General features: G+C 37.7%; 13 protein-coding genes and 1 riboswitch. Of the genes, 4 read left to right on the plus strand and 9 right to left on the minus strand.

Annotation, left to right across the window (positions count from 1 at the left end; genetic code table 11):
• Positions 1 to 148 precede the first annotated feature (148 nt).
• Both DSM106972_RS18765 and DSM106972_RS18770 read right to left on the minus strand, forming a co-directional pair.
• Complete coding sequence (locus DSM106972_RS18765) at positions 149 to 382, minus strand: OB-fold nucleic acid binding domain-containing protein (protein ID WP_201800749.1); 234 nt, start codon at positions 380 to 382, stop codon at positions 149 to 151.
• A gap of 253 nt (positions 383 to 635) precedes the next feature.
• A complete protein-coding gene (locus DSM106972_RS18770) occupies positions 636 to 4,226 on the minus strand; it encodes a CAAX protease (RefSeq protein ID WP_127082125.1) in 3,591 nt (1,196 codons plus the stop codon).
• Positions 4,227 to 4,591: 365 nt separating this feature from the next.
• Here DSM106972_RS18770 and DSM106972_RS18775 point away from each other — a divergent pair, with 365 nt between their 5' ends.
• The 4 genes from DSM106972_RS18775 to DSM106972_RS18790 all read left to right on the plus strand — a co-directional run bounded on the left by DSM106972_RS18775 (position 4,592) and on the right by DSM106972_RS18790 (position 8,522).
• Positions 4,592 to 5,308, plus strand: coding sequence for a hypothetical protein (locus DSM106972_RS18775; RefSeq protein ID WP_127082126.1), 717 nt, complete (start codon positions 4,592 to 4,594; stop codon positions 5,306 to 5,308).
• 102 nt (positions 5,309 to 5,410) lie between these two features.
• Positions 5,411 to 5,764, plus strand: a complete 354-nt coding sequence (locus DSM106972_RS18780) for a phage holin family protein (RefSeq protein ID WP_127082127.1) — start codon at positions 5,411 to 5,413, stop codon at positions 5,762 to 5,764.
• A 29-nt stretch (positions 5,765 to 5,793) separates the two neighbouring features.
• On the plus strand, positions 5,794 to 7,116 hold the full coding sequence (locus DSM106972_RS18785; protein ID WP_127082128.1) for a phospholipase D-like domain-containing protein: 1,323 nt from the start codon (positions 5,794 to 5,796) through the stop codon (positions 7,114 to 7,116).
• A gap of 14 nt (positions 7,117 to 7,130) precedes the next feature.
• Positions 7,131 to 8,522, plus strand: a complete 1,392-nt coding sequence (locus tag DSM106972_RS18790) for a glycoside hydrolase 100 family protein (protein ID WP_127082129.1) — start codon at positions 7,131 to 7,133, stop codon at positions 8,520 to 8,522.
• Between the two features lie 91 nt (positions 8,523 to 8,613).
• On the opposite strand, the gene DSM106972_RS18795 is transcribed toward DSM106972_RS18790, so the two are convergent.
• From DSM106972_RS18795 to DSM106972_RS18825, 7 genes are all read right to left on the minus strand, one after another.
• Positions 8,614 to 9,939, minus strand: a complete 1,326-nt coding sequence (locus tag DSM106972_RS18795) for a DUF2254 domain-containing protein (protein ID WP_127082130.1) — start codon at positions 9,937 to 9,939, stop codon at positions 8,614 to 8,616.
• Positions 9,940 to 9,942: 3 nt separating this feature from the next.
• On the minus strand, positions 9,943 to 10,959 hold the full coding sequence (locus DSM106972_RS18800) for a mechanosensitive ion channel family protein (protein ID WP_127082131.1): 1,017 nt from the start codon (positions 10,957 to 10,959) through the stop codon (positions 9,943 to 9,945).
• Between the two features lie 167 nt (positions 10,960 to 11,126).
• On the minus strand, positions 11,127 to 12,758 hold the full coding sequence (locus DSM106972_RS18805; RefSeq protein WP_127082132.1) for a cation:proton antiporter: 1,632 nt from the start codon (positions 12,756 to 12,758) through the stop codon (positions 11,127 to 11,129).
• Positions 12,759 to 12,851: 93 nt separating this feature from the next.
• Positions 12,852 to 12,924: riboswitch (Fluoride riboswitch) on the minus strand.
• Positions 12,925 to 13,011: 87 nt separating this feature from the next.
• Positions 13,012 to 13,452, minus strand: coding sequence for a hypothetical protein (locus DSM106972_RS18810; RefSeq protein WP_127082133.1), 441 nt, complete (start codon positions 13,450 to 13,452; stop codon positions 13,012 to 13,014).
• Positions 13,453 to 13,674: 222 nt separating this feature from the next.
• Positions 13,675 to 14,955: a glycosyltransferase gene (locus DSM106972_RS18815; RefSeq protein WP_127082134.1), complete on the minus strand. Its 1,281-nt coding sequence runs from the start codon at positions 14,953 to 14,955 to the stop codon at positions 13,675 to 13,677.
• A gap of 19 nt (positions 14,956 to 14,974) precedes the next feature.
• The gene (locus DSM106972_RS18820) at positions 14,975 to 18,001 is read right to left on the minus strand and encodes a UPF0182 family protein (protein ID WP_127082135.1); all 3,027 of its coding nucleotides are present in this window, start codon (positions 17,999 to 18,001) and stop codon (positions 14,975 to 14,977) included.
• Between the two features lie 147 nt (positions 18,002 to 18,148).
• On the minus strand, positions 18,149 to 20,971 hold the full coding sequence (locus tag DSM106972_RS18825; RefSeq protein WP_127082136.1) for an HAD-IC family P-type ATPase: 2,823 nt from the start codon (positions 20,969 to 20,971) through the stop codon (positions 18,149 to 18,151).
• Positions 20,972 to 21,103 lie beyond the last annotated feature (132 nt).

Consider the following 21,103-nt stretch of genomic DNA (forward strand, 5'->3'; position numbering starts at 1 on the left):
TTGCGCCGTATTACAAGCAGCACTAAATACTAACAATGCTGCGCTTGATGACCAAAAAAAGAATTTTCTAGAAATTGACTTGTGCATTTATTTACTCCATAATTTAAGGTTTAGGTTTGCCTCTGCCAGAACTGCCAGCCCAAGGTGGTTATCCTTCCGGTGAACGAATTTCTATTACAGAACCATTAGAACGTCTGATATTGAAAGCATTAAATTCTTGACCAGATTTACTTAACTCTCCCTTGACAGAAATTTGCTCACCTTTGCTAAGATTGATTTGGCGCCAGTGAGGCGGACCCGCATCAACAATTATTTGCCCTGTGCCATCGTTAAGCGTAAACTTGTTACCAACTATGCTTTGCACGCGACCAGATATTGCCATATTCCTAGGACGTTGCAAATCAGCAATTCTAATTGTTTGTAATTGGGCAGAAGGTAAGAAGCCTTATTACACACGCTTTTTAGCTTTCTCTAACTGGATAGTTATTTTAGCCATGCTGCACTAGTTGCGGTAATAGCCAAAGCCAAAAAAAAATTTTGCTTCATTTCTCAGCCTTTTTCCAAAATTTAATTATCAATTATTTTCATTTTTGGCGATAAATATGACTGAAATGTGATTAACAAAAAAATATCATTCACCTACTTCTCCCAAACTGTAAATTAGTAGGCGCCACAGGTTCAATATCAGAATCAAATCCACCAACTTGCAAAGTCCGCAGCACCCATACCATTGCTCCTTGCTCAATAAAAATTTTGGCAACAGTATCGCTAGTAAGACGAGGTAATATAGTTCTGAAGCTTCCAATTGCTCTAACTAAATGTTTGAGAGGACGCTCTTCTAAACTCACTCCAAATGTGTATTCATGATTTTCCCAATCGGGGCGAAGATTATTAAATGGAAGTAGTTTACGTTTGAGATGATAATTAAGCTGAACTAATTGCTCGAACCGTTCAGTCTGTTCAGGGAAATTTCTTAACCAGTTTTGCAAAGTGGCAGGATTAGATTTAATATTTGTTTCCAACTGCTGAACACTTCCATAAAATGCCTGGTTAGCATCCTGAACACAGTTATTTGCAGGAGTAACGTAAGTACCACCCGTTCCATTACCAATACGGTAACGCGCGCTCATAGCTTCTAGATGTCGCATCAAGTTTAATAAAACTGAGCGCTGACCCTCACTGACTTCATATTCTTGTGTGAAAGCATCAAGTTTTATTAATAAATCTACTACAGGGCGAGTGCCTAACCACCCAAATTGACGGTCGCCCATAAAACGTGACCAGTGAATAGCTCCAGAAATAATACCTTCGTGATTGTGAGTGTATACCTGATAATACTTGATATCAAACCTTAATTCATCACAAAGCGGTTCCCACACAACTTGAGCAATGCCATAGGCAAAATGTCCAAAATAAAGCGGACCTTTAGTAGCTTTTTCTTGCTTTTTACCACCAATCCCACCGTAAACATGAATCACCAAAGCATAATCGTGATTGCGCCAAGCATCAACGGATTGATTTTGTTGTTGAGGCACCAGTAAAGTAGATGATATGTGTCCCTTTTGAGCTTTTATATCTGCCCAAGATTGGTGTTTTAAATAGTGGAGTGCAGGTTTTTCCCCGTGAATTACTTGATTTGGTTCAACACGTAGTAAAGCGCGCGGAGCGATTGCTTGTACTACAAATATCCCATTAATATCATTGGCGCCATAGATATACCAACCTGTTTCATTAAGAGGAGAATTTTCAAGGCAATTGGTGGTAGAGGGATGAATACCTTGCTGATTTGCAATTACATGAGGTAGTTTTATTGTTTCCGAAATACCATCAAACTGACGTGAAGTGCGATTAAAGTGAACTACCCGAAATTCTTCTGGTGGATTGTTATGAGTATCTAAGGGATGCAAAAATTTAACTAAACCATAAAACCGTCCAGTAATTTGAGTAGGTTCTTGGGAAATATACAGATTTGTACGGTATTCATTTTGACTATCTGTTTCTTCAACTACCACAGGTTCAGGTAACATGACAATTACATCATCGTGAGGTCTTGCCCCCGCTAATGATTCTAAGGGATTTAAGGAGCGCCAATGATTTATTCGCTCAGGATGTACTCGTCCTTGTTTACTACTGTACTCTGCATCAGCATTAAAATGAACATCTTTACTAATTGCACGAACATAAGCTTGAACATCTGAGTCATTGCTCCACCTTAAGTTTACAATCTGTCCAACGAGGCGCCGATACGCAGAATCAGCGTGGTAAACTTCAAATAATGCACCTTGAACATTAGGGCGTTCTTCAGATGACGGCAAAATTAATCGCCCCATCCAGACTGCAATTGGTCGATATAACTCAGACGAAACGACTTGATTAATTGGGTAATTGCTTGGTTGGTTAAATGCGGCTTGCTGATAGCGCTCGTAATCACTAATTTTTTGTTTTTGAGTTAGTTTCATAGGTAATGTACCGCTGATAATTTTTATTACCCAGTCAATCGTTTGCTGCAAAAAACTCCGACCATCGGGTAAAAACTCATTTGGGTCCATTAATCCACCAGGCAACTGATGACCTACCGCACCAAGTGAAATAAAACTAATTTTACCTTTACGCTTGGCACGATTCCAGTAAGATAAAAAGAACATTGGCCATCGCCCTGGAAACATAGATGAACCTATGCGCTCAACGGTGTCTTTATCCCCTACTAAATGATACAAATGAGTCAAATGCATAACATTAACATTGGCACTCATAACTCCCGCTAAAGATATAAGTTCGATTGGTGCATTAAGAGCTTGCCTGAGAAAAGGAGCTGCTCCTGCTCCCATTTGTCCACCACCGCTAAAACCAATTAATGTAATAGGGACACCGCTATTAGGTTGATAACCTTTCTCTAATATACTTTTGTAAATTACTTTGGCAATGCCAAAATTATAAATTTGTCCATAGCGTTGATCCGCAGAAACAGCGACAACTAATACATTACGAAGGTTAACAAAAAAACCTAATATACTAGCAGGATTTTTTACTTGCAACCGATTCGCCCAACGCCAGAAAATAGCTAGAGGACGATTACCAGTCAACGGTTTATTGCGAACTGAGTAAGGCATTATACCGTCAATTAGCAAAACATCTTGTGGTAGTGCAAGTGCTAACTTCTCAAGAAACTCTTGAATATCTGGCAAATACTCAAAGGTTGATTGACCAACGCCATCGAGATAAACAATATATCTGGAAATTTTTTGAGGAGTAGGAGTAACTTTTACATCTGACTTCCAATTCTCTTTGCTATCATTAATTTCATCAGAGTACCAACCAGCCCACCACCCCAAAGCTTCTAACGGCGCCAGTAGTGCAGCAACTATAATACCTATAAAGCCAATCCAAAACAAATCAAATACTAACTTTGGTATACTAGCCAAATCAGCAGACCAACCAAACCACCAACTTTGTACGGGAGACAAAATCAGCATTACCACAAATGTAATACAACCTAGCGTGAAAAGACCAATTATTTGCTGTTGGTGTCGTGACCGAGAAGACTTTTCTTGTTTTTCTCTAGATGAACTAGAAGCCGAATTACCCCAAGAGAGTAATCTTTGTTGCATCATTGCAAACACAGCTTGAGGGCGCCTGACAAGTTGAACTCCAGCAACTTGATTTACTAACCAATTTCCACACTCTGCTAATGGTTGTCCAATAGTATTTTGTAATATCTGTAAAGTAAACCACCCAAATCCGACTGCTGCAAATGCCTGCCACGTACTAGTGTCAAGTACAACAGACAAACCAACCACCATTGCAAGTAAACTCCACAAAGAAAGTAGTGTTAAAATAGGCACTCCTAAATAAGGAATTGCACCTAAAAAGCTAAACATTAATGGTGCATAGCTAAACCCTAAAATCTTAGCAATGGTTCTAAAAGGAGCATGATTAATAAATGGGCTAAAACTAATGACACTAGTGCTGCAAACGAGAAAAAAGTAACCCATCGCAAATAAAACAGCACCAACAATTAAGCAAAGAATAAACCGTAGGGGCTTGACGCGGTTCACAAATAAAACAATACTTTGTGCGACTTCTTGAGATAAACCTGCTGCTAAAACTATTATTAGCGCAATAGTTGCATCAACCCTTTGAGCATAAATTTGCTCAAACGCTCGAGGTTTAAGGGCAAGGACTGCTCCTAATAGTTCCCAAAATCGATTGAACTCTGCTTCGGTCATAATTCATAATAAATAGTTTGCAGTCTCAGAAAAATAAATCTGATTTTTTATAAAAAAATTGAACTTACTAATATTTTTTTAATAACTAATATCCTAACAATATAAAATTTTTTGACATCTACCCAAGTATATATTTAAATGTATTGCTTTTGTGCTATTTTACAACAATTAATTATTTTTTAGTAAATAACTATATTGTCACTTTCTACTCATATTTATCTTCAATACTAAGAATAAGCGTTTTCATTTAACATCCCTCACTTAAAGTTGTAGTTTATCAAATACGAGTTATTGGTAGACTACATTTCCTAAAAATTTTTCAAAATGTACGCTTCATTCATCTAACTAACGAATCAGTATCTGTTATGATTAATCGTCTTCTCACACAAACCTTGTCTGTACTTGGCATTACCTCTACTATTGTTGCTTCCAGCATGTTACAAGCAAATGCTCAAGAGGTTCAAAAAGTAAGTAATGTAAACTCAAGCACAAAAGCCGCTGATTTACTCGTTCAGACAACCTATCCTCAAGCTCCAACTCAACAACAAACTCCTTATCAAACGCCAACTCAAACTCAGCAACAAACTCCTTATCAAACACCTACTCAAACTCCAACCGAAATTCAGCAGCAAACTCCAACTCAAGCTCCATTCGTTTCTCCCGGAAGAGCAACTCGTGGAGGCTCTAGTTACATAGGAGTTGGTGGTAATCTCGGTATTGCAGGTGAAACAACATTGAGCGAAGGGTCTTTCGCTGTTATCAGTAAAATTGGATTGACCAATAGTTTGTCAGTGCGTCCTGCTGCTTTAATTGGCGACAATGCTACTTTTCTTGTTCCCATAACTCTAGACTTTCCAATTGAAACAATAACAAACACTGGACAAACCCAAATCAGCGCTTCTCCTTATGTAGGCGCCGGAGTGTCAGTATCAACAGCGGATGACAGCAACGTTGGTTTTCTGATTTCTGGTGGTTTAGATGTACCAGTTGCAGAACAATTAACAGCCAATGCGGCTTTAAATGTAAGTTTTTTAGATGACACCAATGTTGGCTTACTATTGGGTGTAGGCTATAACTTCTAATCTATATAGTGACTGCTATATGAGCGACAGCAACGTAGCAGTCACTTTTAAATCACATTTAATTTTCATACTAAGCGTATAAAATAACGAGTCAAGTTAAATATGTTAATAGTTAACTTTTTTTTGACTTGGGTAATTGCGGCGGCATCGCTTTTGATAACAGCCTATATTGTACCAGGATTTAAATTTGATAGCTTTGGTACTGCTGCTATTGCCGCATTAATTTTAGGCTTAGTAAATGCATTTGTTCGACCAATTGTATTTATTTTTACATTGCCTATAACTATTGTGACTCTAGGTCTTTTCTTATTTGTTATCAACGCATTTATGCTCTGGTTTGTAGGAGTTTTGACACCTGGCTTTATAGTTAATGGTTTTATTCCTGCGCTATTAGCTTCGATTGTACTGACAATTGTTTCTACAGTTTTAGGACTATTTGTAAGAAATGTGACTTAAATGATTATTCAAACCCACTGACGAAAGCTATGCAAACCGGACAAAAGCGCTCAGGTAATCGACGAATATTAAATAAAAAGCCGTTATTATGTTTTGGTGGTGGTATCCTTTCTCTATTTGTTATTGGTTTTGGCTTTCTTTATTTACGAGGATTTTTTCGTCAAGAGCCAGAATACAAAATTACAAATATTCCTAACTTACAAGACAACCGCTTTCCACTGTTAGTAGTTAGTTTATCTAATGCTTTAGCTACAAGCGGTCGTTTTACTAATTTCTGGATAGGTGCTGATGCAATTTATAAAGCGAGACTCGATGCAATTCGCAATGCTCGAAATTCAATTCGCTTTGAAACATATTATATGACACCTGGACGCCGTGCTAACAAGTTTGCAGCAGCTTTGATTGAACGTGCTAAAGCCGGAATAAAAGTACAACTTTTGATAGATGACTTTGGTACAGATTCTATTTCTGATGACTATTGGCAAAGGTTACGTCAAGCAGGTGCAGAGGTGCGCTTCTTTCGTAGCTTTGATGTTCGGGCGCCTTTAGAATATAATTCTCGAACTCATCGAAAATTATTATTAATTGATGGTCAACAAGCTTTGATAGGAGGTGCAGGAGTTTCTGATGAATGGGATGGCAACCCGGAAATAGGTGATACTGCTCCTTGGTTGGATTTTGAAGTGAGTTATGAAGGAGAAATTGCCAGTGTTTTGAAGGGCAATTTTCTTCAAAATTGGGCTTATACAGGTGGGACAGTAGATTTAGCAGAGGGTACATTTCGCTCACAACCAGAAGCCGAGAATAAATTTTATATAACTAATGATACTTCTACATTAAGTGAATCTACAATGCGAATGCTATTTCAAATCAGCTTTTTGGCTGCTAGAAAGCGAATTTGGATTGGTAGTCCTTATTTTGTCCCTGATGCAAATACACGTAATGTATTGATTCAAGCCAAAAATAAAGGTATTGATGTACGTGTGTTAACGATGGGAAGAAAAAATGATAAACCGATTGTTCATTTTGCTTCCCGTGAATTGTATGGTGAACTGTTAAAAGCTGGAATACAAATTTGTGAATATCAGCCTAGCATGATGCACGCCAAAGTAACCTTAATAGATAATAGCTGGGTAAGTGCAGGAAGCGCAAACTTTGACCCGCGCAGCTATCACCACAACGACGAGTTAAATGTTTCTACTAGTAATCCACAGCTAGTTAACAAAATAGAGAATTTTTTTGTAAAGTCTTTGGCATCGAGTCGGTGTTTTAGCTACTCTGAATGGGAAAATCGCGCATTTATAGAAAAAATGCAAGGTCAATTGGGATTGATTGTTAAACCTTTATTATAATCCTTTATATAACCATGACTACCATTATTAATCATCAAAATTGGATAGAAGAATGCTGGAATCTTCTTGATAAATCCATCATTTATTACCAGGAAAAACCTGTAGGTAACAAAGCTGCTCAAGACCCAACTCTAAAAGCGCTCAATTATGACCAGTGCTTTATTCGTGATTTTGTGCCGTCAGCATTATTATTTTTGATGCATGGTAAAACAGATATTGTGCGTAACTTTTTGGATATTACCTTGAAGTTGCAAAGTCATGAAAAAGAAATGGATTGCTTTCAACCTGGTCCGGGTTTAATGCCTGCCAGTTTTAAGGTAGTATTTAATGGAGAAGAATTTTTAAGCGCTGATTTTGGAGAACACGCGATTGGTCGTGTCCCTCCTGTTGATTCTTGCTTATGGTGGATTCTTTTATTAAGAGCATATTGTAAAGCAACAGGTGATTTGAGCTTTGCCCATCAACCAAAATATCAAGAAGGAATAAAGCTAATTCTCGATTTATGTTTGGCACATCGGTTTGCAATGTATCCTACACTGTTAGTTCCTGATGGCGCCTTTATGATTGACCGTCGTATGGGAGTATCGGGACATCCTTTAGAAATTCAAGTATTATTTTATACGGCTTTACGTGCAGCGCGTGAGTTAATTTTACAGAATGAAGATAAACATTATCACCGTATTGAACAGCGATTAAGTACATTAAGTTATCACGTCCGTGAGTATTACTGGATAGATTTGCAACGTTTAAATGAAATTTACCGCTATGAAAGTGAAGAGTTTGGTAAAGAAGTTGCAAATAAATTTAATATTTACGCAGAATCTATTCCCGATTGGTTAACTGAGTGGTTGCCAGAAAATGGAGGATACTTAGCAGGTAATCTTGGACCCGGATTAATGGATTTTCGCTTCTTTGCTTTGGGTAATTTAATGGCTATCTTGACTTCTTTAGCTAGCAAAGAAGAAGCTAATAGTATTATGAATCTATTTGAGCAACGCTGGCATAATTTAATTGGTTTTATGCCTGTAAAAATTTGCTTCCCTGCTTTAGAAGGTTTAGAGTGGCGAATTGTCACAGGATGTGACCATAAAAATACTCCTTGGTCTTACCATAATGGAGGTAACTGGCCAGTTTTACTTTGGCTTTTTGTTGCAGCAGCACAAAAAACAGGTCGAGTAGACCTAGCTGAACGAGCAATAAAAATTGCTGAAAATCGTTTAATAATCGATAAATTTCCTGAATATTACGACGGTAGAAATGGTCGCTTGATAGGAAAAGAATCTAGAACTTTTCAAACTTGGACAATAGCTGGGTTACTAGCGGCGAAAGAATTTATGGATAATCCTCACAACTTAAAGTTAATTAGTTTTGACGATATTGCTACAAGTCCTGGTTGTAGTATTTAATTTACAGCAATTTTATAAACCATGTAGAGACTAAACATGTTTAGTCTCTACTGATCCGTTACATCCGTAATTATCATATATTTAAAGAATATTAGTTTTGCGTTAACATTTGTACTGCTATGTCGTACTGATGTTCTACATCCTTACAGTCCTCCTTGCAAGAAAGTGCTTCACTGCTACCTTGTAAAATCATATCAGCATGGCGCCGTAGTGCTTCTTTTTGTTCGGGGTGATGCGTAAAATTGGCGATACAAGCTATAGCTTCTAACAAGCGAATCGTTACTGCAACATCTGAAGTACTATATTGACGAATTTGGTTGAAAGCTGCATCTGTTAGTCCTGCAAATGTTACTGGTTCAGCAATTACACGCAAATTGTTGTTTTTATCGTAGCGGTAAGAAGAAGGAATATCTCTTTGAGCAAAATTAGAAAGTCCAGCACTGAGTCTGTCGATACAGCGAATTGCAGTAAATGGGTCGTTTATACCAGGAGAAATAGCACGAAGCGCAATTTCAACTAGCTGATTAACAGGGAATTCTACATCTTGCTGTTCGGTACGTTCTTTACCAAAAAGAAACGCATCGTTAATTTTTTCTGTTAATTTATGATTTGCACGTTCCCCAGGAAAAATTTTAACCAAACTGGCGCCTTCAACAACAAACTTTCCCGGTCGAGTTAAAATTTTTAAAATTATATTATACTGACAAGCAATCTTTATTAATTCCTCGTCATCTATTCCCTGCACATAACCATTTCTAGTAGCTTTGATTGGGTAAGCTTCTTCTTCAAAGTTTGCTGGTATTTCTATAATAAATTGATTATCGGCTATACTATGTCCAATTCTTTGGGGAAACAATCGCTCAATTGCATGGTGTAATTCATCACTAGCACTTTTGATAACGTGTGATGCTTGAATAATAGTTGATGCGTGATCAATAAAGTAAATCAGTACGCAAATACAGATAAACGCTAGTATCATACCAACTGTTACCGAAAGTGGCGGCACAAAGATATTGTAGCCCTCTGCGCGGATAGTTCGCAGTACAAGCAAACAGTAAACAAAGGTAGAAATAAACGTGCCTAACACTAGCTGATTACCTGTATCCTGCATAAAATTACGCAGCAGTCGCGGACCAAAATTAGAAGCGGCAAGTTGAAGAGCAACGATTGTAATTGAAAAGGCTGTACCAGTAACAGTCATTATGGAACCAGCAACGGTTGAAAGTAAGGCTCTAGCTCCATCTGGCCCACCAGAATAAATCCAGCCCCACTCCTTTATTACTCCATAATTACCAGCACGGTCTATCTTTAACATTGCCACTGCTAGACCAACAGATGCAATTGCCATAAGTGTGGGCACAAACCAGTAGCTTGAATGAAGCGTGTCCCAGAGTTTACTTAACTTAATGTTTTTCATAGGTTATTTATTACTATTAGATGAAATATCATTAAAGATTTGATTGCCATTTCTTTCGGAGCGCATTTGAGCCAATTTCCACAATGCGTCACTTAGTCTGCGAGGTTTTGGTACTTCACATGACCCTGCTGGCCAGCCTTCACGTTGACGACTTCTGTCTCCATCTGTCTCTTCGGTTTGGTCGTGAAACAAAATTTGCCTGGTCGGGTAAGGCAAGTCAATACCATTTTCTACATATACCTTTTGCAAAATTGCGGATATCACCTTGTCTCGCGAGACGAGATAATCTATACGTCGAGGAGGATTAATCCACCACCGCGCGCGAATGTTAATGCTACTTTCTGCGAGTTCTACCAGCAAAACATCAGGCGCCGGGTCTTTCAAAACATCGTCTACACTGTGAATTGCTTCTAACATAAGTTTCTTGGCTAGGTTAACATCATCTCCGTAGCCAATACCAATGTCGTACTCAATACGGCGATTATCAAAAGCTGTGTTTACCTGCACAGAATTTGTGAACAATTCTGAGTTGGGAATTACAATTCGGCGCCCATCATAAGTTTTAATCGTTGTTGCTCGTGTCTCGATATTTTCTACCGTTCCTTCAAAATTATTAAACACGATTTGGTCATTAATTTGGAATGGTTCTGTCAATAAAATCAAAATACCTGCAAGAAAGTTTTGAAGAATATCTCGAAACGCAAAGCCGAAAGCAACCCCGCTAATTCCTAACAATTGGACTAAATCACCTGCTCGCAGCGTGGGAATTACAATTGTCAGTGATATAAATAAGCCTACCAACACTGTAATTCCTTGCGCTAACCGTCCTAATACCATTCCTAAATTTCTAGCATGACGGCGGTTGCGAGTTAAACGTCTAACTACTTGTTTAATTGTTCTAGCAACATAGAAAAAAATAGCAAAGACAATTATTGCTAACACAATATTAGGCAGCAAGATAATAAAACCATTTATCATCGCCTCAACTTTGTCCCAAGCTGTAGATATTTCTGCCTTCATAATTTATTATTTATCAATTTTTAACAATATTAATTAATAATCGTTAGATTTGAATCTATCTAAGGGCATTTAGTTAATGCGACGTTAGGATAATTATTTTTAAAAAAGTGATATGCTTCCGTCACTATTGTTCTGGTGGGCATTGCCCACCTTACAAATACCTGTATCTATTTAGACGCTAGAGAATCTTCAACAACAATAACAGGAACACTGCTAGATTCAATGACAGCTTGCGAAACTGAACCAATAAGTACCTGCTCCCACGCTTGATGTCCTCGTTTCCCCATCACAATTTCTGATGCTTGATAATCAATTGCTGCTTGTACTATTTGTTCTGGCACAGACCCGGTTAACGTTACAAATTTATACCGAATATCTGAAAGTAATTGCTCAGTTGATAAGCGCAATTTTTCAACAGATTCGGCTTGTGCAACATTAATAACATGCAAGACAATTACTTCTGCATCGCTACGACGAGCTAAGGCAGCAGTTTTTGTTAACACTTGGGTAGAGATAGAAGAAGTATCAACCGCAGCTAACAATATTACGCGCGTAGAAACTGTTACTTTTGTTGGGTCAACTTCGCCACGTTGTAATAACTTGGGAGCAAAAGTAGGTATTGCCCAAGCCCCGAGCGGTGCAGTTACTAAAATTGAAAGCGCTGCAACTGCCAAAATTGTGTCTCCTCCCTCAATTCCACGAGCTAAAGGAATGGCGCCAATTGCCGCTTGTACTGTGGCTTTAGCTGAATTTCCTGGTAAGAGGAATAGCCTTTCTCGCCAATTCCAATTACTCCCCAAGGTTGACAAATACCAGCCTAACATTCGACCGATTAATGTACCAACAGCCAGAATCAAAAGTCCAGGTAATAAAATATTGCCTAATACCTTTAGTTCAATACTGGCGCCTAACAATACAAACAAAAATATTTCAGCAACAACCCATAAATTATCAAATCCTAATCGCAATCTTCGGGCTAAAGGTGCATCGAATTCAATCAGGAAAAATCCCATTGCCATGACGGCTAAATATCCAGAATAATAAGCCCAATATTGAGGTAAAACAACTAAAAATAAAGCTGTACAGGCAGCAATTAAAGTATCTTGTACAGCGTTTTGTGTCCACTTCTGTTGTGCCAAAAGCCATACAAGTAGACGCGCGACAAGGTAGCCTATCAAAAGCCCTAAAACAATCTCTCGCAACACTTGGATAGGTAGAAACTGCCATGTTGTTAACGTCAATCCCCCTGGAAGAGTAATATTTCGAGCATTACCTTGTGCTAAAAAATCTACCAATAAGCCAAATACTAAAAGCAGTAGTACATCAGAAAGAGCGCTTCCGGTTAAAATTGCATCGGGAATACCTTTAGTAACTCCCCACCCTAAACTCTTGAGTCTTAGCATTGCTGGGACAATCACTGCTGGAGATTCGGCGCCAATAATACAACCAAGCAGTAAACCTGTGAGAAAATCAAAGTGAAATAGCGGTATTGCGATGAGTGCAATTGCAATTGCTTCAGTTGTTGCTGGTAAAAATCCTAACCTGAGTGCAACTGTACCCTGTTGTTTGAGCTTTTCTCTGTCTAAACCCAGTCCCGCTTTCATCAAAATAATCATTACAGCAACTGTTCGCAAGTTCGAGGCAGTTGCGAGAATATCTGGATGGATGATATTAGCGACTTGAGGACCAAGCATTATACCAGCTAAAATCATACCAATTAGCCCAGGAGCGCTTAACCGTCGCGCTATCTGACCGACAAAAAAACCCGCTAATAAAATAAAAACTACACTTAGTAACATGACGTGACTCTCAAAATAATGGTTGTACACAAACTTGCTAACAAGAGAGTCAGGTAATGTTTACACATAGCCCTACCATCCTGCTACAAGTAGAGGAAAGTAGGAGCTATCAGCCTTTTATTATATATAACGGCGGTTAATGGCAAGCTCCATTGCCCAGATATTAATCTAATTAATTATTCTACATGTTCTACTGACTATATAAATCAATCGGCGCCAAAATTTATTCATTTAGATAATATTAATGTACTTATTAGTACCGAATACTTGGTAAAAATACTAAGTCAGTAATTTCACCTGTAATCAAACCCAATGCAGCAAAAAATGTTAAAATCCAAAACGTATCAGTTTTATCAAAGCCTCCTAAACGCATTTCTAATTCGGCTAAAAGTGTAGTCGAAAGTGGAATAAATATAAGAGTCCACAACATCGACCAAATTACTGCCAAGGCAATTGATATACTCGCAATAAAACTGATAAATAAAACAGCTAGCCAACCTTGAGAAGAAAAAGTTATTAAACTTTCTAGTATCGGATTAGTTTTACTTGCTATATATAAAACTACTAATGCTATAAAAATTCCTAGGAGCCAAACAATGTGATGAGCAGATAAATACCATCCTACAAGAGTGTAACCTAGACACATTAACAATAAAGACGACCAAGAAAATCGATTTAAAAATTCAACATTCATAACTCATTACCATAAAGTTTATAAGTATTAGATTAGCAGGCGCCTCTTGGCAGCTACTAATTCAATCGTGTTATCATGATTACAAATAAATGTGAATATAATATGACTATTGTTCAGGTGGCACCCGCTCCTCCAATGGACGGATAATAGCACTTTTTCTATCAAGTTTCGCAATTAATTTTAATCCTACATCCGATGTTAAAAGCTCACCCTTGAAATTAACTATAACTGCACGTGACGTGATAATTTCTCTTTAATTAACTTAACTGCTTGAGTGACTCCATTTTCAGTTCTAATCTTTTCTCCTAATGCTTCAGATCGTTGGCGCATTTCTGAATCTGTGATTACTTCCCGAATTGACTGCGCTAACTTTTCTACTGTCAGTTGCTTTTGAGGAATTGGATGGGAACCCACACGTAATTCAAAAATACGTCTTCCCCAAAAGGGTTGGTCGCCAAAGAATGGACAAATAATTGTAGGTTTTCCAGCTTTTAACCCGGCGCCAGTTGTTCCTGCCCCTCCATGATGAACCACCGCAGCACACCGAGGAAAAAGCCAATCATGTGGTGCAGATTTTAGGATATAAACATTGTTTGCAATTTCTTCATACGATAAACCTCCCCACCCTGTTGCTAGAATTGCCCGCTGACCTGACTGTCGTACTGCTTCGAGGACAAGGCGCGTGGTTCGACGCGAATCTTGAGATGCCATACTACCAAAACCAATATAAATAGGGGCAGAACCTTGTTCTATAAATGCAACTAAATCAGAGGGAGGTTTCCAGTCAACATTAGAATCGAGAAACCAATATCCGGTGACGATTGAGGTCTCATCCCAATCGGGTGGAACTGGCACAACATGAGGACTGTAAGCATAAAGTTTGGGTACGGCTCGACCCTTTAAGGTCAATTCATCTCGAAATTTGGATAAGCCTAGTTTTTCTTGGCGCCAGTTATTAATCAAGCCACGATAACTTAATAGAGTAGCTTTTAAAAATATAGTATAGCTTAGTTTATTCAAAAATCCGCCACGGTTAGCACCACCAAACACAGGATTGAAAAAGGCTCGCGTTGGAGAATATACGGGCAGAGGCATGGCTAAAAATCCCGGTACATTTAGTTTCTCAGCAATGTGGTAGCCTGCCAGAGGCTTCGGATGGTAGATAACGGCATCAGGTTTGTATTGTTGAGCAACATCCCAAGCATCATCCATCATTTGATGGAGCATAGGCTTTATTTGCTTTAAACTGAATGATTTTTTACCTGCTAAAGCTGCTTTACCTGCATCGGTATCAATAAGTTGAGCAAAAGGCGCCCGTAATGCAGCAAAGTCTAACGCATGGCTGGTCACAAATGAAGAAAAGCCCGGATCAGTCGCTAGCATAACTTCAAAACCTGCCTGCTTCAATCCAATTCCCAGCGCAACATAGGGCTGAACATCTCCCCGCGAACCAGCAGTTAAGATTAAAATTCGCTTATTTATAAACAATTTAGGATTAATCATAGTTCAAACTATATTTTAGCTATTGTTCAGGTGGCGCCGGGTCTTCCAATGGACGAATAATAGCAGGAGCAGGCGTTGCTTCTGGTTGGAAAATAGCCTGTAACGCTTGTTGTAAAGTTTGAGTCATAACTATTCTATTTTCATAAGCAACAACAACTCTAACTAAAGTAGGTAAACTGTTTTGAGTTGCTTCTAAATAAATTGGCTCGACATAAAGCAAAGACTGCTCAATGGGAACTATTAACAAATTTCCTTGAATTGCTCTTGAACCTTGACGATTCCATAAAGAAATTTGCTGAGAAATTATTGGGTCTTGATTAATACGAGCTTCAATTTGTTCTGTTCCATAAACTAGGCGCTCTTTCGGAAATTCATATAAAAGTAACTTACCATAGTTTTCTCCATCTGCCCGTGCAGCTAACCAGGCAATTAAATTAGTTCTTCCGCGAGGATTATAAGGTATGAGTAATATAAATTCTTCAAACGGTACAGCAGGTAAACTAGTAATTAAAAAATAAGGTTCAACTTGACGAGGTTCGTTACCATAAATTTCGTTGGGAATTTGCCATTGGTCTTCCCGGTTATAAAATACTTGGGTGTCTGTCATGTGATAAGTCATTAACCGCTCAGATTGAATTTTAAAATAATCTACAGGGTAGCGAATATGCCTACGAAGATTTGTTGGCATTTGACTAAGCGGTTTAAACATACCTCCAAATATTTTCTGCCACGATGCAATTATTGGGTCTTTAGTATCAGCAACATAAAAGTTTACTGAACCATTATAAGCATCAATAACAACTTTAACCGAGTTGCGAATGTAGTTTATATCATCTACACTGGTATCAGAATAAGGATAGTGTTCGCTAGTGGTGTAAGCATCAACAACCCAGTAAAGATAATTTTGCTCAGAACTAAATCCTTGCTGATTATCAGGAACAGTATCAGCCGTTACTAAATATGGGTCACTGTCGTATCGTAAAAAGGGAGCAATCGCTCGAATTCGTTCATTTATATTACGGCGAAATAAAACTTCTGTTTGGGGTAAAAATTCTCGTGTTAGTAGTATTCGCCAATCTTTAAAATAAATTGCAAATAGTAATTTTTTCCAGGGTGAACTAATATTTATTCCACCTTTTCCGCTGTAAACGTTGTACACGTTTTCGCTTCCACTTGGATAATCAAATTCTTTTACGCGCGTTCCAGTCATTACATAAGTGTTAGTAATTTCACCGAAATATATACGGGGTTGCCCAATTGGGATACTAGCGCGAATTGACTCACTGGAAGTAGAAAGCGCATTACCTTCACCACCAATGTCTTTGATAAAATACTCTGGAAGCCCACCTGCACCTACTACATTTACTGGACTCAATGTAAATCCATAACCATGAGTATAAATTAAATGACGGTTAATCCAGGTTTGAGCTTCTTGAGGTACGCCACTGTAATTTAATTCCCTTGCTGCAATTAATACCTGGCGCCGTTCTGTTGTCTCGTTAGTGTTTAATTCAGATGCTGGGGGTTTTTGTGGAGCAGCAGGTCTACGAGTCGTTACGTCTGTTTGCAAAGTGTAGCGGTCGATATCAGCATCGGGAAATTGATAGTAAGGTCGAATTTGTTGTAATTCGCGGTTGGTTTGTAATAGTGGTCGCTCGTCCCACAAACGAATATTACGAATGGTTAAATCATTTGCGGCAATATCAGCTTCTGTTAATTTTCCTTGTGGGTTAAAAGTTGTTGCATTAATTGTATCTAAATTGAATGCTTGTCTAGTCAAAGCTATAGTACGCTGAATGTAAGGTTGCTCCCTTGCTAATTCGTTTGGTTGAACAATCAAATACTGCACTAGACTTGGTACCACAATACCACCAATACCCAGCACCGCAAAAATGCCTAACCCGTGAAACAGTAATCTACTAAAAGATGATTTATGGCGCCAGAAAATAGACCGCAGTATTAAATACACTGCAATTACTAATGCTAAGATACTCAAAACATTGTAGGCTGGTAATTGCACCGTCACATCTGTGTAACTGGCGCCGTAAGTTACTCCACGAGGAGAATATACTAGTTCGTAGCGACTTAACCAGTAGGCAAAGGCGACTACCAACATTACAAAGCCACCATTAATACATATATGGCGTCGTTGCTTTGACGAAAAGCCAGGAAAAAATCCTTGGCTAACGCTATTTCCTGATAATAGATAAGTTAAAGCGACTGCAATGAAGTTATATGTGAATAATCCAACTATCCACAGTCCTAACATTTCCCAAATAGGAATGTTAAATATGTAAAAGCTGATATCTTTATTAAATAAAGGCTCTGTACTGTTAAATGAAGTGCTATTAAAATATTGCAGTACTTTTCCCCAATTAGAGCTAAATATCATTCCCAGCACAATGCTTAATAAAATCGCAAACGCATTCAGTAAAAAGCGAGGATAAACTAAAAATGCGACTGCACTTGCTACAATTATAATAATAGACCAAATTTGAGCAGCTATTATTGTTCCTATTTGCAATATTTCTTCAAATCGAAAGCTAGTCGGAATTGTTGGGGTAATCAATACACGTTTAAAATCTATATTAAATTGTTGTGATATAGTTATTTGTCCATAAAAAAATAATAATATAGCTAGTAATAAGCTGAGTCCAATAACTATAGGTAGTAGCCACCTAAATCTTAAAGAATATTCACCTTTCTTTGTATCATTTGATAGAGTTGATGTCACTACCGAGTAGTTATTATTGACTACTTTATTGTAGTACTTAGTATTTTGGTAATTTTTCTTATGTGCATCATCTAATATTGGGGAAGGGTGTTTTTGTTTCTGGGCAATGGACAGATTTTTTAGCAAATACCACACACTAATGCCAGACACTACTACCCACAAAAGTGCCTTAGTTATCAATCTAAGCCAAAATACTGATAGATAACCGATTTCTTGAAACCAAAGTATTTCTGCTACTAGGCGAGAAGTCAATTCCAAAAGTAGCACAAAGCCAAGGATATATAGAAATATTTTTAGAAAGCGCTGACCCACAGTGATTTTTTCACAAAAAACTTGTAAAATTTATTGTACATCATATTGTATTTACAATCATATTTAACAAAACTTTAATTATTCTTATATTAAATTAATTTTTCTTAAAAAATCTTTCTTTAGGTAGATGAACTTTATAATTTAATACTAATCGATAGGATTTAGACGATTAGCTAAAATAGCTACCGGAATCATCAGCAAAACCGGAATAAAACAGATAAGCAACTGAATTAAATTTAAAGGAGCAGTTGCAAACAAGGTATTCATAACATCCCACTGGCTAAAGACTATTTGCAGGATAATTGAGGCAAAAATCCCCAGTGAAGAGAAAGACCTTCCCCACTGGCTGATAGTTAACAGATAAACTATTCTCACGAGAATTAGAGCTTGAATAGCCATCGTTCGAGCAACAGCCACATCTAAAAATGCACGATATGCCCATTCAAACATCCCAAAAACCACAATCCAGTTAAGTGCAGAGACTAGCAAAAGGCGCCATAGTAATTTTTTTGACAGCAAAGCTTCGCTCCAATTGCGTAGAGGCTGTTTCATTAAATCGTTAGATTTTGGTTCAAATGCTAATGAAACTGTCATGATAACGTTAACTATGCTTAACCAGAGAATTTGTATCGGTAAGATAGGCAATTGCAAACTCACTAGTACAGCAATAAAAACCGTCATTGACTCGCTACTACAAACAGGTAATATAAAGGCTATAGCTTTGTGCAAGTTCTGATAAATGCTTCGTCCTTCTTCAACAGCAGTTGTAATCGAAGCAAAGTTATCATCCATTAACAATATATCAGCAGCTTCTTTAGCAACGTCTGTCCCTGCCTTGCCCATTGCAATAGCAATATCTGCCAGTTTTAATGCCAGAGCATCATTCACCGAATTTCCAGTCACCGCTACAATTTTACCTTTAGCTTGTAATGCCTTAACAAGATGCAATTTTTGCTCAGGTGCAATTCTAGCAAACACTACCCCAGTTTCTGCTGCTGCTTCTAATTTTGCATCATTCATAACTGCAACTTCTTGCCCCTTGAATGCAGTTATTTCACCATTTTGACCTAACCCTAATTTATAGCCAACTGCAACTGCTGTAATAATATCCTCTCCGGTAATCATCTGGACTCTTATTGCCGCAGAATGACAAAATTTAATTGCAGCGAATACTTCTTGTTTAGGCACATCAATCATTCCTTGTAATCCCAGAAAAATTAAACCAGAAGTGATACTATCATGAGTTATAAAATTACAGTCACTGTCTACAATTTTTTTCGCAAAAGCAAGTACTCTAAATCCCTGCTTTGCCATCATCTCTGCTTCTTGTTCAATAAATGTACTGTTTAGGGGAACAAGATTTCCATTTTTATCCAACGTTTGCTTGCTACGACTCAGAATTGCCTCGACTGAGCCTTTAATATAGATTGTCTTATTAATTTTGTTATGATTACTTTGTAAGTTGCCCATTCCATGCAAAGTTGCCATGTATTGATACTTTGCTTCAAAAGGAATGATGTTTAGTCTAGGCATAGCTTCTCTTTGCTTTGACTGACTTAACCCAGCCTTACGGGCAGAAACCACCAAAGCACCTTCTGTTGAGTCTCCCACTACAACCCATTGATTTCCTTTAGGTTCTAGATGAGAGTCATTACATAATAAGCCTGCAACTAGGCATTCTCTTAAAGCAATGTGTGACTCATATTTGTTATCACTGCTGTTAGTTGTTACATCTGTGCCATTAGAATCAAAAATTGTTGTACGTAAATCTGTATTATTATATAGAAAACGCCCACCTAAATGTACTGGCTGCAAGTTACCTGACTGCCAAATTGTTCCTTTAAGATTATAACCAATTCCACCAACGGTATACTGCTGTTCACCAGCATAAATATACTTTACAGTCATTTGATTTTCTGTTAATGTGCCTGTTTTATCTGAACATATGACTGTGGCGTTTATGAGTGAATCTATTGCTGGCAGTTTACGAATAATTATATGGCGCCGTGCCATTCGTTCTATTCCAATCGCGAAAATAATAGTGATAACCACAGGTAAACTATAAGGAATAGCACTCACAGAAGCCGCGACCGCCGCATTAAACATTTCACCCCAAGGTCTTCCTAATCCAATTCCAAATACAAATGTAAAACTAGCTAATGATAAAATAATATAAGTTAAAATCTGAGTAAATTTGTTTAACTTACGAGTTAAAGGTGTGTCCAAACTAGGACGCGCAGAAATTGATTCAGAAATTAGCCCTAGCTGAGTATTATTACCAATATCTATAACAATACCGCTACCTTCCCCAAATGTGACAAAACTTCCAGCGTAAACTATATTAGTTCGCTGTGACAGAGAAGTATTTTCGTTTACATCTAATAATTTTACATTTTTACTAACTGGTAAAGATTCTTTAGTTAAAGCAAATTGGTCAACTTGTAAGTTGTTTGCACTTATTAAGCGTAAATCAGCTGGAACTTTATTACCAGATGCCAATAATACCAAGTCTCCTGGTGTTAATTCCTTAGCTGGAATGCAACACTTTTTACCGTCACGCACTACTACTGCTTTTATAGTTAAAGCTTGATCTAAAATTGATATTGTTTTTTCTGCTTTTAATTCTCGAACGTAACTAACAATTACGTTGATAACTATTACACCCAAAATAACCGCTGTATTTGCCCAATAGCCTAGTACAATATTAATAAATCCTGCAATTAATAATATATATAGAAACGGTTGCTTAGATTGTATAAGTAACCGTAGCCAAAGACTTGTAGGAGGCTTTGCTGTTAATTCATTAATTCCATACAATGCCTGTCTGGAGCTAATTTCTGTAGATTCTAATCCTTGTTGTAAATTTGTTTGCAATAAAGATGCAACTTCTTCCAATTCAATGTGATGCCATTTAGTATCAGTAAGTGGGTGCATACCAGTTACAGGCTTCTCTATATTAATTGTTGCCATGTTACTCTTATAGATAATAGAATTAACAATATATATACTTCAAACTCAGGTAAGCTATAGAGCTATAGTTCCCAAAAAAATATGGAAAATCGATTCTTGACTCAAGCCAAGAATTGATTCTTGGTGTTAGAA

The sequence above is a fragment of the Dulcicalothrix desertica PCC 7102 genome (assembly GCF_003991905.1).
Classification (GTDB): Bacteria; Cyanobacteriota; Cyanobacteriia; order Cyanobacteriales; family Nostocaceae; genus Dulcicalothrix; species Dulcicalothrix desertica.